Genomic DNA, 13,487 nt, shown 5'->3' with positions numbered 1-13,487 from the left:
GTGAGCGTCGAGCGATCCGCGACTGGGCAGCCAGTATGAACGCGCCCCTCGGGTAGCGGGTGTGCCGCCTGCTTGAGGCTTCACCTCACTCGGCGTGATCCGCTGGAGAGCCGAGCGCCACGAGTGCTCTCGAAACCAGCGCATTCTTCGTGCTCGCTGGCGAGCGCTCCGGTGCCGGTGAAGACTGCGGACCGCGAACACCCCCGCGCTTCGCCTGGCAAGCGTGGGAGCTCACAAGCCTGCGCGGGGGCGTTCTGCTCGGTGAAGACGCTCCTCGAACCCCTGAAGGAACGCGGCTAGCGCACGTAGTACACGTCGCCCGCGCTGATGCGCACGTTGTTGCCTGTGTTCGTATCGACGGTTCCAGTTGGGGCTGTGATTCGGGCGCTGAGACCGCCCTGCTGCCGCTCGGCGCTAATGTCGGCGATATTGAACGCGATCTGGATCATGAACTCCGATCCCGATGGGATAGGGCGATTGATGGTGAAGACCCGATTCATTGACCCACCGCTGGATCCGGAAGGGCCCGAGAACGTCAACGCTCCACCCGTCATAGTGGAGCTGTTGATACCAAGTGCCGCGGTACCGGATTGGAATGCGGAGATGTCGATGTACGCGCCTGAGGCGGGATATACGACAATCGAAATGGTGAGCGTCGACCCCGCTGGCATCGTTTCCGGACCGTTATTGCGAACGTAGATGCGCGTGTTATAGGCGCTGTTGTCCTGGTATATAGCCGAATTTGCCGACGTGCCGGTCGCTTCATACCGCAAAGGAGACTGATCGTACGGTTGCGTCGTGCTGCCTCCCGAGCTCACACGCGTGACCGTCGGATCCACGCGAGGCTCACGGGATGCGGAGGCAAGCGGAGAGGAGATGGCCGAGACCAGGATCGGCACGGACCAAGCCCCTGCTGTCACGATGTTGCGCCGGGAGAGATGCGTGCCTGAAGGCTGGTGCGCGGTTTCACGTGGGTTCATGCGGGAAAAGTAACAACGCGGGGGGCGCAGAAGTGCTTTTCGGCGCTGAGATGCGGAATTTCGTCGGTTGCGTGCGTTTTTGTGTCGCCAGCGGTCCGCTCGGGTGCCTGTTCACGACACCGAACCGCACTGACATCAACTCACGCGCCTCTGTCTACAGCTCTTCGGTGACGCACTCGCTCGAAGTCCCCACGGAACGACAAAGAAGCGTGCGGGACATTTTGCGCAGAAAATCGTCGCTTATCCGCAGTCAGGAGATCACCCGTCGCATTCCCGCGCGGATCTCCCCAGGATGAGCAGCAGTTCCGAATGCGCACGTGCCGCTCTCACGCGAGCCGCGTCCCCCACGACTCGAGAAAAGCGAGAGAACACATGACAGGTGACGCAAAAGACCATGGCCGGCGCAGCATTCTGCGCGGGGCGGCATGGAGCCTCCCCGTGCTGGCAACAGCAACGGCAGTTCCAGTCGCGGCGGCATCGACGTGCACGACGGCCAGCCAGGTCTTCAGCACCGCCGGACAGCTGACCACCTTCACAGTGCCCGCTGGGGCGAGGTACGTCGATTTCGTTGTGCGGGGTGCCGGGGGCGGTGCGGGCTCCACCGTCGCTGGCGGCCAGGGGGCGAATTCCAGTGGGCGCATCACGCTGCCCACCAACGCCACGGTCGCGCAGCGTACCTTCGGGATCGTGGTCGGGCAGGGCGGCGAGGTGAAGACAGACGGCACCACGGCCGCCGGCGGAACTGGGTACGGCAGTGGGGGAAACTCGACGCCCGGCCCCCGCGACAACCCTGGTGGCCCTGCGGGTGCCGGTGGTGGCGGCAGCGCACTCCTGCTCGGAGCGCTCGGTGGGACTCCGCTCGTGGTCTCCGGCGGAGGAGGCGGTTCCGCCGTACGAGAGACCGTTCAAGGCTCGACGCAGCAGACGACCGTGTATCAGGCACCGGACGCGACGACTGGATTCAACTACGGGACAGCGAACGCCGGTAGCTCCGCCCCCAACGGACGTGTCGGCGCGGTCGGCAGGGTGAACTCCACCGCTCCGGGACTCGCGGTGAACCCTGCCACCGCCGCGGATGGCCCTGTCGGCGGCACGCGCGGTGGCACGGCCCAGTATCGGGTCGCCAATGGCAACTGGGGACCGCCGACCAGGGTCGAGGGGTCGAACGGTCAGAACTTCGGGCTCGGCTCCAACGGCGGCGGCAATGGCGGCAACGGTGCCGCCCGGCTGAACAACGGCGGGGGCTCCTTCGCCGCTTCCGCCGGTGGCGGGGGCGGCGGCTACGCAGGGGGCGGAGGTGGAGGAATGGTTGGGTCGCAGTTCACCGGCACCACCCGTCTCACCATCTCCACCGGCACCGGAGCCGCTGGCTCTTCGTACCGCGCGGCGACTGCCCTCGGCACTCCCATCAGCAACTACGTGCTTGCACCTTCCGGTCTCCTGTCGGGGGCCGCTCGTGGGCACGCGGGCTACATCTCACTGAGCTGGTGCGTCTGAGGTGGCAGGGCGAGCAACCGCACGCGACCGGGTTCGAAAACCTCCCGTCCAACATGGTGTGGTGCGCCCACGAGCCCGGTCTTGTGGGCAACCTCAGTCGGGGAGTTCGGCGAGTGCGCGTCGCAGGCCCCGAGCGGACGCGAACCCCGACCTCGAGGCGACGACCGATGCGGCGAGGGAGGGCTCCTGTTGCCAGATGCTGCGCGCGATGACCGCCCGGCTTCGTCTGATGGCGGAGACGACAGTGTCGCCTTCCTGGTTGTAGCGAACCTGCAGCTTGCGCGTCGAGACCTTGAACCGATCTGCGAGAGAGACGGGGGTGAGGCTGGCGTCAGCAGCATGCAGACGGATGTGCCTCAAGGAGGCCAGGTAGAGGTCGGGCTCCTGCAGGTGAGCCATGCGCGCCAGCAGGCCTCGGGCGAGGGTTGCGGCAGCGTGTTCAATCGTGTCCGCGGTCGCCTTGGACACTGGCGTGGGTGCCTGCGAGAGGCCGTAGCAGGCTGTGAAGACGAACGTGTTGAGCGTTGGGTCGACGAGCCGCGTGATGCCTTCCAAGGGAGAAGCAGAATCGCCGCGCCCGGCAACCGGCAAGTCGATGCTGAACAGGATGACCTCGGTCCGCTCACCCGCAGCGATGAGCTCGATGGTTGAGCTCCCCGGGGCGACGGCAGACACCTCCCCGCGGGCGAGCGGCACCGTCTGCCCGTCCAACCCGACGTGGACCTGACCGGCGTTCGCGAAGACGAACAAGGTCCGCGACTCGATCGACGTTCCCATCCGGTGCACTTGGTAGCTCGATGCGGGGACGCTGGCCCACGCACAGATGAAGGATGGACCTCGGAGCGCTGAGATGCTGTAGCTCTCGGCATGTTCCGTGTCGACCAGCGTGATGCCGGTGCTGTTGAGTAACGCGGCAAAGTGAACGCTGTCTTTGGATTCCCGAGCCTGGAGACGGGCATACCCGAGTGGGGATGATTGGGGCACGTGGAACTCGTTTCACTCTCTTGTGCAGAGTCCAGCACGCGCGAAGATTTCTCAGGTCCCCTTGGCGCAGGATAGAACCTGGCTGTCGCGGGATCGACGGCCAAGGCCTTCACTACAGACCGGCCTTGGAAAGTGAATTACCAGGTGATGCTGGTTCCGTTGCTTCCCCAAGCTCGATCCGCAGGTGCTCCTCCATCCCCGAGCGCCACGGGTTACATCGGAAGCACGATGAAGGCCTCGCGGTGTCGTGCACCCAGATGCGCGCGGCCTCCATCGATACGCGCCCCAGGACCTGTCTCTCAGCAACCTGCGAGGGCCCCGACTCTCACCGCCGAAGCGTGCGCGATCACCGGCAACCGACGTGCTCTTCTGCCAACCGCTCAGGGCTAGGTCTACTGCTCGTCCACCGGGTTCCTGGAGTCTCTGACGATCGCCCATCGGGTGATCCCGACTGCGAGGAAGAACGGCACGGCGCAGAGGGCGAAAACCAGGACTTTCATCCACCAGGCTTCGACGAGCGGCACGAGAAAGATGACTGCCAGCACGGACACCAAAGCCACAGCACGGAATATCCCGGCGCGGCGCCCGTTCAAGAAGAGACCCATTCCGTGGCGTTCCGGGACTCGCTCCCAGGCGTCGACTCCGGCCCTCCACACGATGCCTGACGAGTCGGTGCGCTCTGCCCCCACCGGCACTGAAGAGCGAGGTGGCAAGTCTGGGACCACATTCTCTTCCCCCGCCTCGAGATTCATGCTTCGACGGTACAGGTCGGACGCCCGAAGCGAGCGCGGGTGCGCCCATGAGTGTTCCCCTTCGAGGGGCGATGGATATGTGTGCGCCACTGTCACGGCCGGTCACGGGGTGTCCCAGAACTTGAGTCAGACTCCGGGCGAGTCCCCAGCGGAACGGGCAGAACTTCCCTGGCGACGGATCGCTGGGCGCCGATATGGTCGTGGCACCAGGACAGAGCCGAGTGAGGAGACACCATGGGTTCCACAACGAAGAAGATCGTCGGCGGGGTCGTTGGAGCGATCATGCTCGCCGCTGGCGCAGTCACCGCCGCGGCGCCCGCGCAGGCCGGAGTCGCCTACGCCTACGTGACGGGCCCCTCGTTCCAGCTGTGCGAGCACTACGCCGACCGCTACATGGCCCGCCAGGGCGGCAACGGCTATGACGCCGCGTTCCGAACGACCTGCGCCAAGAGCGGCAATGTGTGGAAGTCCAAGGTCACGCTGTCCTATTAGTCGACAAGATCACGACCGCGCCGCTGCCTCTCATCTGTCGAGCCAGCGGCGCTCTCGTATGGACTGCGCCGGGGCCCTGGTCGTCCGGGGCGCACTCTTCTGGGGCGTGAAGTCGATGTCAGGTTCCTTGACCGAAGACACGTTCCCGCTGGGAACCACCGCTGCGCTCCTGAAGTGGACGGAAACGCAGATGGCCCTGACCAGGGATACGGAGTGGTGGGCCCTGCCGGGATCGAACCGACGACATCCACGGTGTAAACGTGGCGCTCTACCAGCTGAGCTAAAGGCCCTCGGCGAGCAAGTGTAGCGCGGCCGCGTGGTCCGATCGAACGCGGGCCTCACCGGGGCGCGCGGATGCGGCAACCCGGTGGCTGCCGTCGGCCCTGACGAGGAATGAGCGTCGCGTCGCGGTGCCAGCGGCCTCGTCGAACGCACCATACGCACGGGCAGCCGAACCGTGCGGCCAGAAGTCGCTGCAGCCGGTGAGGAGTGCATCCGCGCCGAGCTCGACGAGCCACGCTCGCAGCGCAGCTGAGCTGTCGGTCGAGACGACGAGCACCTCGGGAGCCTCGAGCGCGGAGCCCCACTCGGGCCGATTCCGGGCTTCACTCACCAGCTGGGCGAGGTCGGAGATCTCGTCGGCGCACACGGGCGTGAATGCCATGGGAACGAACACGACGAGCCGCGATGACGGTGCCGGCCCGGCCACCACGCCCATCCCACCCCGGTGGTCGACCAGAGAAATGGGCTCAAGCGGCGGCGCGAATTCGCTCACGATCAGGCCCTCTCCGACGGCGATGTTCGGTTGTGCGCGCTTCGACAAGGATTCACGCCAACCTGCGTGTGCATCGCACAAACCAAAGATAGGCTAGCCGGTGGACTGCGCGTCATAACCTGGCGCGCGCCATAGACGTGACGAACCCGGAACGAAATGAGGTCGACGGTGGCTGTTAACAACCAGGATCCGTACTCAGAGCATTACGTTGACAGCGACCCCGAGGAGACCGCCGAATGGCGCGAATCGCTCGATGCGGTCGTAGACGCGCAGGGACACCAGCGCGGACGAGACATCATGCTCAGCCTTCTTGAGCGGTCTCGGGAGCGCCACCTCGGCGTTCCCATGGTTCCAACCACCGATTACGTGAACTCGATTGCGCCCGAGGACGAGCCAGAGTTCCCAGGTGACGAGTCGCTGGAGCGCACCTACCGCTCATGGATCCGCTGGAACGCGGCCATGACGGTGCAGCGCGCGCAGCGCGAAGGGGTCGCCGTCGGCGGCCACATCTCCTCCTACGCCTCGCAGGCGACCCTCTACGAAGTGGGTCTGAACCACTTCTTCAAGGGCTACGACCACGCGGACGGGCCCGACCAGGTCTTCTTCCAGGGGCACGCCTCCCCCGGCAACTACTCGCGCGCCTTCCTGCAGGGGCAGATCAGCGCCGAGCAGCTCGACGGCTTCCGCCAGGAGCAGTCCGCTGCCCCGCACGGCATGCCGTCGTACCCGCACCCCCGCCTCATGAAGGACTTCTGGCAGTTCCCGACTGTCTCGATGGGCATCGGGCCGCTCAACGCGATCTGGCAGGCACAGTTCAACAAGTACCTCACCAACCGCGGCATGAAGGACGCCTCCGGCTCGCACGTCTGGGCCTACCTCGGCGACGGCGAGATGGATGAGGTCGAGTCGCGCGGACAGCTGCAGGTCGCAGCCAACCAGAACCTCGACAACCTCACCTTCGTCGTCAACTGCAACCTGCAGCGCCTCGACGGCCCGGTTCGCGGCAATGGCAAGATCATCCAGGAGCTCGAGAGCTTCTTCCGCGGCGCCGGCTGGCACGTCATCAAGGTCGTCTGGGGTCGCGAGTGGGACTCGCTCCTCGAGCGCGACGACAAGGGCGCGCTGCGCACCCTGATGAACGAGACGCCCGATGGCGACTTCCAGACGTACAAGACCGAGTCGGGCGGATTCGTTCGCGAGAACTTCTTCGGACGCGACCCCGAGGCGCTCAAGCTCGTCGAGAACTACAGCGACGACGAGATCTGGGGCCTGAAGCGAGGCGGCCACGACTACCGCAAGGTCTACGCGGCGTACAAGGCGGCGACCGAGCACAAGGGACAGCCGACCGTCATCCTCGCGCACACCATCAAGGGCTACGGTCTCGGACCGCACTTCGAGGGCCGCAACGCGACGCACCAGATGAAGAAGCTCACGCTTCCCGACCTGAAGGCGTTCCGCGACCAGCTGCACATCCCGATCTCGGATGCAGCGCTCGAGGCCGACGTCTACCAGCCCCCGTACTACAACCCGGGTCCCGACAACGAGGCGATCCAGTACATGCAGGAGCGTCGCCGCGAGCTCGGCGGGTTCGTGCCGGAGCGTCGCTCGAAGTTCACGCAGATCGCCGTCCCGGACGACAAGACCTACGCGTCCATCAAGAAGGGCTCCGGCACGCAGGAGATCGCTTCGACGATGGCGTTCGTCCGCCTCCTCAAGGACCTCATGCGGTCCAAGGACTTCGGGTCGCGCATCGTCCCGATCATCCCGGACGAGGCCCGCACCTTCGGCGTCGACGCGTTCTTCCCGACCGCGAAGATCTACAACCCGAACGGCCAGCACTACATGTCGGTCGACCGCGAGCTGCTCCTCGCCTACCGCGAGAGCGAGCAGGGGCAGATCAACCACGTCGGCATCAACGAGGCCGGCGCCATGGGCGCGTTCACGGCAGCCGGTTCGTCGTACTCGACGCACGGCGAGGCGATGATCCCGATCTACATGTACTACTCCATGTTCGGGTTCCAGCGCACCGCCGACGCCATGTGGGCGGCGGCAGACCAGCTCACGCGCGGCTTCCTCATCGGAGCCACGGCCGGGCGCACGACGCTCGCCGGCGAGGGCCTGCAGCACATGGACGGCCACTCGCCGATCATCGCAGCCACCAACCCGGCAGTCGTCACCTACGACCCCGCCTTCGCCTACGAGCTCGCACACATCATGCAAGCGGGTATCGAGCGGATGTACGGCCCGGATTCCCAGTCGGAGAACCCGAAGCAGGACCCGAACGTCATGTACTACCTCACGGTGTACAACGAGCCGATGGCTCAGCCAGCTGAGCCGGAGAACGTGGACGTCGAGGGCATCCTCAAGGGCATCTACTACCTCAAGGGAACCGAAGCGCAGGGACCGCGCGTCCAGCTGCTCGCCTCGGGTGTCGGTGTGCCGTGGATCCTCGAAGCGCAGGAGCTCCTGGAGAAGGACTGGGGTGTTGCGGCTGAAGTCTGGTCGGTCACGTCCTGGAACGAGCTCCGTCGCGACGGCCTCCGTGCCGAGGAGTACAACTGGACGCACCCGAACGAGGAGCCCAAGGTTCCCTTCGTCACGGACAAGCTCCAGGCGTCGGAAGGCCCCGTCATCGCCGTGAGCGACTTCTCGCACGCGGTTCAGGACCAGATCCGTCCGTTCGTGAAGAACGACTTCACGACGCTCGGTGCCGACGACTTCGGCATCTCCGACACGCGTCCCGCCGCACGTCGGTACTACCTGATCGACAGCCACTCCGTCGTCGTTCGTGCTCTCGAGCGCCTCGCGACGCAGGGCAAGATCGACCGTTCGGTCGTGCAGGAGGCCATCGACAAGTACGACCTCCACAACCCGAAGGCCGGCACGAGCGGCAGCGCGGGCGGAGACGCCTAACAGCGCTCCTCCCCTGCTCGCCTCCTCACAGTTCGGAATCATGCCCGCTCCACGCACGAAGGAACAGACGCTCAACTGGCTGCGATCGATCTCGGGAGAGCTCTCGACCGCAACGGTGAAGCGCTTGGAAGACACCCTTCCCTGGTTCGGTGACATGCCCCCTGGGCGACGTAGTGCCGTAGGCCTCGTCGCCCAGTCGGGCATCTCATCCTTCATCGCCTGGTTCGAAGACCCGACTGCCACCCCATGGGTGGCGGCCGACGTGTTCGACTCGGCACCTCGAGAGCTCCTCCGCTCGGTGAGCCTGCAGCAGACGCTGCAGCTCATCCGGGTTGTCGTGGAGGTCGTTGAGGAGCGCACGAAGCTGACCGACGGCGACGTGCGTGAAGCGGTGCTGAAGTACTCGCGAGATATCGCGTTCGCCGCGGCCGACGTGTACGCACGCGCGGCCGAGGCCAGAGGCCTGTGGGATGCGCGCCTCGAGGCGCTCGTCGTCGACTCGATCCTCACCGGCGAGCACGACGACGAGCTCCCGAGCCGTATCGCCGCGCTCGGCTGGCACGGGCACGGCGAGGTCAGCGTGCTCGTCGGGACGACCCCGAGGATCCTCGAGGTCGACCAGATCCGCCGGACGGCGCGCCACAACAAGGTCGACCTCCTCGTCGGCGTGCAGGGAGGTCGGCTGGTGCTCGTCATCGGTCGAGCCCACCCCACCGGTGAAGGGGACGAAGGCGAGCAGGTGCCCTTCATGGAGATCGCCGAGCGGCTGGAGCCCAGCTTCGGCGACGGCCGCCTCGTCCTCGGCCCGCCCGTGCCGAGCGTGGTCGAGGCCTCTCGCAGCGCCCGCGCCGCGCTCGCCGGCTTCGCAGTGGCGGGTGCGTGGAGGAAGGCGCAGCGCCCCATGCTGGCCGACGAGCTCCTCCCAGAACGTGCCCTCGCGGGCGACCCGCTCGCACGGCAGACGCTCGTAGCGAGGGTCTTCAGGCCACTCGCCGATCACCAGAGCGACCTGCTGACGACGCTCTGGTGCTACCTCGACAACGGACGTTCGCTCGAGGCGACGGCCCGCGAGCTCTTCGTGCACCCCAACACGGTCCGCTACCGCCTCAAGCGCGTCAGCGAGGTCATCGGCTGGGACGCCACCGGACCGCGAGAGGCGCTCATCCTCCAGTGCGCGCTGATCCTCGGGAACATCGCCGAGCCGAAGCAGCCAGAACCCCGCCGCCAGTCGGGCGGAACCCCCGCAAGCAACGTGGCTCGACGCAGCCGCCGCACTTCGCACTAGAAAACCTCTAATGATCTTTCGAGTTCTTGGGACTGTTGCTACAGGGCTGAACGCTCAGGTGCTGTCATGATGGAATCCATGATTGTCGTCACCTGCCCAGGCCAGGGTTCCCAGACTCCAGGCTTCCTGCTCCCCTGGATCGAAGACACCAGGAACCGAGACACCCTCGAGCAGCTGTCCGCCTCGTCCGGCATCGACCTCGTGAAGCACGGCACGGAGTCTGACGCCGACACGATCCGCGACACCGCAGTCGCACAGCCCCTCATCGTCGCCGCCGGCATCCTCGCCTGGAACTCCCTCATGGAGATCCCCGGCGCGGCAGCGGCGATCGGTGGGGTCGCCGGCCACTCCGTCGGCGAGATCACGGCCGCCTACGCGGCGGGAATCTTCGACGCCGACACTGCGATGCGGTTCGTCGCGCGCCGTTCGCAGCTGATGGCACAGGACGCCGCCGCCACTCCCACCAGCATGAGCGCGGTTCTCGGCGGTGACGAGGACGTGGTTCTCGCACGCCTCGCGGAACTCGACCTCACCCCCGCCAACTTCAACGGCGGCGGACAGATCGTCGCGGCCGGCGCACCCGAGGCACTCGCGGCGCTCCGCAGCGAGCCCGCACCAGGAACACGCGTGATCCCGCTCAAGGTGGCAGGCGCCTTCCACACCCGCTACATGGAGCAGGCGCGCACGACGCTGACCGCGGATGCTGAGCACTTCGAGGTCCGAGACCCCGTCCGCACGATCTGGTCGAACGAGACCGGCTCGGTCGTCACCGACGGAGTGGAGTTCCGTGCGGCCCTCATCCGGCAGCTCGCGCAGCCAGTGCGCTGGGACGCCTGCATGCGCTCCTTCGCTGACGCCGGAGTCACCTCGCTCATCGAGCTCGCCCCGGCCGGCACCCTGAGCGGACTCGCGAAGCGAGCACTCAAGGGAACCCCGACCCTCGCACTCTCCACTCCCGCAGACCTCGACGTGGCACGCGAACGCATCGCGGCCGACGCCTGAGCACACCGAACTGCCAAGAGCATCCTCGAGAGGACTCGCATGACCACAGCAACACCGACCCTTGTGCAGTCGACGGGCGCGCAGTACACGCGCATCCTCGCCATGGGCGCCGCCCGCGGCGAGCGCGTCGTCCCGAACTCGGAGATCATCGAGCCGATCAACTCGTCTGACGAGTGGATCCGCCAGCGCACGGGAGTCATCACCCGTGTTCGAGCGAACGAGGAGACGAGCGCGCTCGATCTCGCCGTCGACGCCTCACGCGAGGCCATCGAACGCTCGGGCATCGACCCGAGCCGCATCGGCGCCGTCATCGTCGCGACCATCAGCAACGAGATGCAGACCCCGTCGCTCGCTGCGCGCCTCGCCGACCTGGTCGGTGCGACGCCGGCTGCTGCCTACGACCTCAACGCCGCGTGCGCCGGCTACTGCTACGCCGTCGCGCAGGCGGATGCGCTGGTTCGCACTGGAGTCGCCGAGCATGTCCTGGTCGTCGGCACCGAGAAGCTGTCGGACCTCATCGACCCCACGGACCGCACGATCTCCTTCCTGCTCGGCGACGGCGCGGGGGCTGCGATCATCGGCCCGAGCGACGCTCCCGGCATCTCCAAGTCGATCCTCGGCTCCGATGGGTCCCGCTGGGAAGCCGTCTCCATGAACGCGAGCCTGCAGGACTACCGCCAGGGCGGCTCCGAGTGGCCGACACTCCGCCAAGACGGGCCGAGCGTCTTCCGCTGGGCCGTCTGGGACATGGCGAAGGTCGCGCGCCGCGCGCTGGAAGAAGCAGGCGTGACCGCCGATCAGCTCTCCGCGTTCATCCCGCACCAGGCGAACATGCGCATCGTCGACGAGTTCGCCAAGCAGCTCGCGCTGCCCGACCACGTCATCATCGCCCGTGACATCGCAACGACCGGCAACACATCGGCCGCTTCCGTGCCCCTCGCGACGCATCGCCTGCTCGAGGAGAACCCCGAGCTGTCGGGCGGACTCGCCCTCCAGATCGGCTTCGGCGCGGGCCTCGTGTACGGCGCCCAGGTCGTCGTCCTGCCCTAACGGGCCCCAGAAGTCACCGCACGCCTCCCCCACGCACCCCCGCCGACCAATACACTTGGCTCGGTCATTGACAATCAAGGAGAAACACCATGGCACTTACCAACGACGAAGTTCTCGCGGGACTCGCTGAGCTCGTAAACGACGAGACCGGAATCGCGGCTGACACGGTCACCGTTGAGAAGTCTTTCACCGACGACCTCGACATCGACTCGATCTCCATGATGACGATCGTCGTCAACGCTGAAGAGAAGTTCGACGTCAAGATCCCGGACGACGAGGTTGCAAACCTCAAGACCGTGGGCGACGCCGTCAATTTCATCGTCGCAGCGTCCTAAGGACGATCCCTCACTTCGAGTGGGCGGCTTCTGCCGCCCACTCTTAGTGACTGTCTCACCTTCGCCCCAGTTCATTCAGGAGCAGTTGTCATGACCAAGAAAATCGTCGTCACCGGCATCGGTGCGACTTCCCCGCTGGGCGGCACCGCCCGCAGCACCTGGGAAGCGCTCCTCGCCGGTGAATCAGGAGCTCGCACACTCGAGGCCGAATGGGTCGCGAAGTACGAGATCCCCATCGAATTCGCCGCGACCGCAAAGGTCCCGGCAAGCGAGGTACTCCCCCGCCACGAGGCCAAGCGCCTCGACCCCTCAAGCCAGTTCGCGCTCATCGCGGGCCGTGAGGCCTTCGCCGATGCAGGCCTCACCGTCGGCGATATCCCCGCCGAACGCCTCCTCGTCGACTGGGCAACCGGCATCGGCGGAGTCTGGACGCTCCTCGACGCCTGGGACACGCTCCGCGAGAAGGGCCCGCGCCGGGTCATGCCGCTCACCGTCCCCATGCTCATGCCGAACGGCCCAGGAGCAGCGATCGGCATGGACATCAAGGCCCGCGCCGGTGTTCGCACGGTCGTCTCAGCATGCGCATCCAGCACGGAAGCCATCGCAGACGCCTACGAGCACCTCCAGCAGGGCCTCGCCGATGTCGTCGTCGCCGGTGGCTCCGAGGCGGCAATCCACCCGCTCCCTGTCGCCTCCTTCGCGGCGATGCAGGCCCTGTCGAAGCGCAACGACGACCCATCGCACGCGTCACGTCCCTACGACGTGAGCCGAGACGGCTTCGTCCTGGGCGAGGGTGCTGCGGCGCTCGTGCTCGAGACCGAGGAGCACGCGCTCGCGCGCGGTGCGCGCATCTACGCTGAGCTCATCGGCGGGGGCGTCACGGCGGATGCACACCACATCACGGCACCGGACCCAGAGGGCACCGGGGCGGCACGAGCGATCACCGCCGCACTGGGCCAGGCCGGTGTGTCCGTCGAGGACGTCACGCACATCAACGCACACGCCACCTCGACGCCCGTCGGCGACATCGCTGAGTTCACGGCGCTGAAGTCGGTCTTCGGCGAGCACCTCGCCTCCATTCCCGTCTCCGCGACCAAGGCGTCCACAGGCCACCTGCTCGGCGGCGCGGGAGCCCTCGAGGCCATGTTCACCGTGCTTGCCCTCTCGGAGGGGACACTGCCCCCGACGATCAACCTCAACGAGCAGGACCCCGCGATCCACCTCGACGTCGTCACCGAGCCGCGTCCCTTCGACGCACCGGGCAAGGTCGCCATCTCGACCTCGTTCGGCTTCGGCGGGCACAACGCCGTCGTCGCGTTCCGCGGAGTGTAGATCCTCCCCCTCTGCCGGCCGCCTCGACGTCCGGCAGCAAGAACTGTGGCCCCTCAGGTGAGAACCTGAGGGGCCACAGTCTTGGAGTGT

The 13,487-nt window shown here is 66.5% G+C and carries 12 protein-coding genes and 1 tRNA gene; 8 read left to right on the top strand and 5 right to left on the bottom strand.

The annotated features are described in order from the left end of the window. Positions 1-296: 296 nt before the first annotated feature. On the bottom strand, positions 297-980 hold the full coding sequence (locus C5E05_RS19720) for a hypothetical protein (RefSeq protein WP_146081001.1): 684 nt from the start codon (positions 978-980) through the stop codon (positions 297-299). Between the two features lie 438 nt (positions 981-1,418). Here C5E05_RS19720 and C5E05_RS02025 point away from each other — a divergent pair, with 438 nt between their 5' ends. Next, positions 1,419-2,477 carry a hypothetical protein gene (locus C5E05_RS02025; RefSeq protein ID WP_104340978.1) on the top strand — a complete coding sequence of 353 codons (1,059 nt, stop codon included), beginning with the start codon at positions 1,419-1,421 and terminating at the stop codon, positions 2,475-2,477. A gap of 93 nt (positions 2,478-2,570) precedes the next feature. Here the strand turns inward: C5E05_RS02025 and C5E05_RS02020 are convergent, their stop codons facing one another. Further along, positions 2,571-3,254, bottom strand: a complete 684-nt coding sequence (locus C5E05_RS02020) for a hypothetical protein (RefSeq protein WP_104241401.1) — start codon at positions 3,252-3,254, stop codon at positions 2,571-2,573. Between the two features lie 599 nt (positions 3,255-3,853). Continuing rightward, positions 3,854-4,213 carry a hypothetical protein gene (locus tag C5E05_RS19715; protein ID WP_146081000.1) on the bottom strand — a complete coding sequence of 120 codons (360 nt, stop codon included), beginning with the start codon at positions 4,211-4,213 and terminating at the stop codon, positions 3,854-3,856. Positions 4,214-4,447: 234 nt separating this feature from the next. Between C5E05_RS19715 and C5E05_RS02010 the strand changes: the two genes are divergently transcribed. Then, complete coding sequence (locus tag C5E05_RS02010; RefSeq protein ID WP_104306854.1) at positions 4,448-4,705, top strand: hypothetical protein; 258 nt, start codon at positions 4,448-4,450, stop codon at positions 4,703-4,705. Between the two features lie 214 nt (positions 4,706-4,919). On the opposite strand, the gene C5E05_RS02005 is transcribed toward C5E05_RS02010, so the two are convergent. Then, positions 4,920-4,995 (bottom strand) — tRNA-Val (locus C5E05_RS02005). Next, positions 4,986-5,528 carry a redoxin domain-containing protein gene (locus tag C5E05_RS02000; RefSeq protein WP_146080999.1) on the bottom strand — a complete coding sequence of 181 codons (543 nt, stop codon included), beginning with the start codon at positions 5,526-5,528 and terminating at the stop codon, positions 4,986-4,988. Before C5E05_RS02000 ends, C5E05_RS02005 begins: the two co-directional genes overlap by 10 nt. A gap of 120 nt (positions 5,529-5,648) precedes the next feature. On the opposite strand from C5E05_RS02000, the gene aceE reads away from it, so the two are divergent. The 6 genes from aceE to C5E05_RS01970 all read left to right on the top strand — a co-directional run bounded on the left by aceE (position 5,649) and on the right by C5E05_RS01970 (position 13,397). Next, a complete protein-coding gene (gene aceE, locus C5E05_RS01995) occupies positions 5,649-8,393 on the top strand; it encodes a pyruvate dehydrogenase (acetyl-transferring), homodimeric type (RefSeq protein WP_104242081.1) in 2,745 nt (914 codons plus the stop codon). Between the two features lie 40 nt (positions 8,394-8,433). Continuing rightward, positions 8,434-9,678 (top strand): CdaR family transcriptional regulator, encoded by a 1,245-nt coding sequence (locus C5E05_RS01990; RefSeq protein ID WP_104241405.1) that lies wholly within the window; start codon positions 8,434-8,436, stop codon positions 9,676-9,678. 78 nt (positions 9,679-9,756) lie between these two features. Next, positions 9,757-10,680, top strand: coding sequence for an ACP S-malonyltransferase (locus C5E05_RS01985; protein WP_104340975.1), 924 nt, complete (start codon positions 9,757-9,759; stop codon positions 10,678-10,680). Between the two features lie 39 nt (positions 10,681-10,719). Then, positions 10,720-11,730, top strand: coding sequence for a beta-ketoacyl-ACP synthase III (locus C5E05_RS01980; RefSeq protein ID WP_104241407.1), 1,011 nt, complete (start codon positions 10,720-10,722; stop codon positions 11,728-11,730). A gap of 89 nt (positions 11,731-11,819) precedes the next feature. Further along, positions 11,820-12,065 (top strand): acyl carrier protein, encoded by a 246-nt coding sequence (locus C5E05_RS01975; protein ID WP_068479114.1) that lies wholly within the window; start codon positions 11,820-11,822, stop codon positions 12,063-12,065. A 90-nt stretch (positions 12,066-12,155) separates the two neighbouring features. Next, entirely contained in the window at positions 12,156-13,397 is a 1,242-nt protein-coding gene (locus C5E05_RS01970; protein ID WP_104241408.1) for a beta-ketoacyl synthase, read from the top strand. Positions 13,398-13,487: the final 90 nt, after the last annotated feature.

It is taken from the genome of Pseudoclavibacter sp. AY1H1, assembly GCF_002931055.1.
Taxonomy (GTDB): Bacteria; Actinomycetota; Actinomycetes; order Actinomycetales; family Microbacteriaceae; genus Pseudoclavibacter.
This window is presented reverse-complemented; position numbering and strand designations above follow the sequence as displayed.

What these genes read in the sequence shown, in the direction of transcription:
- C5E05_RS19720 (WP_146081001.1), bottom strand. Translation starts at nt 980, where the DNA reads ATGAACCCACGTGAAACCGCGCACCAGCCTTCAGGCACGCATCTCTCC.
- C5E05_RS02020 (WP_104241401.1), bottom strand. Translation starts at nt 3,254, where the DNA reads ATGGGAACGTCGATCGAGTCGCGGACCTTGTTCGTCTTCGCGAACGCC.
- C5E05_RS19715 (WP_146081000.1), bottom strand. Translation starts at nt 4,213, where the DNA reads ATGAATCTCGAGGCGGGGGAAGAGAATGTGGTCCCAGACTTGCCACCT.
- C5E05_RS02010 (WP_104306854.1), top strand. Translation starts at nt 4,448, where the DNA reads ATGGGTTCCACAACGAAGAAGATCGTCGGCGGGGTCGTTGGAGCGATC.
- C5E05_RS01990 (WP_104241405.1), top strand. Translation starts at nt 8,434, where the DNA reads ATGCCCGCTCCACGCACGAAGGAACAGACGCTCAACTGGCTGCGATCG.
- C5E05_RS01985 (WP_104340975.1), top strand. Translation starts at nt 9,757, where the DNA reads ATGATTGTCGTCACCTGCCCAGGCCAGGGTTCCCAGACTCCAGGCTTC.
- C5E05_RS01980 (WP_104241407.1), top strand. Translation starts at nt 10,720, where the DNA reads ATGACCACAGCAACACCGACCCTTGTGCAGTCGACGGGCGCGCAGTAC.
- C5E05_RS01975 (WP_068479114.1), top strand. Translation starts at nt 11,820, where the DNA reads ATGGCACTTACCAACGACGAAGTTCTCGCGGGACTCGCTGAGCTCGTA.
- C5E05_RS01970 (WP_104241408.1), top strand. Translation starts at nt 12,156, where the DNA reads ATGACCAAGAAAATCGTCGTCACCGGCATCGGTGCGACTTCCCCGCTG.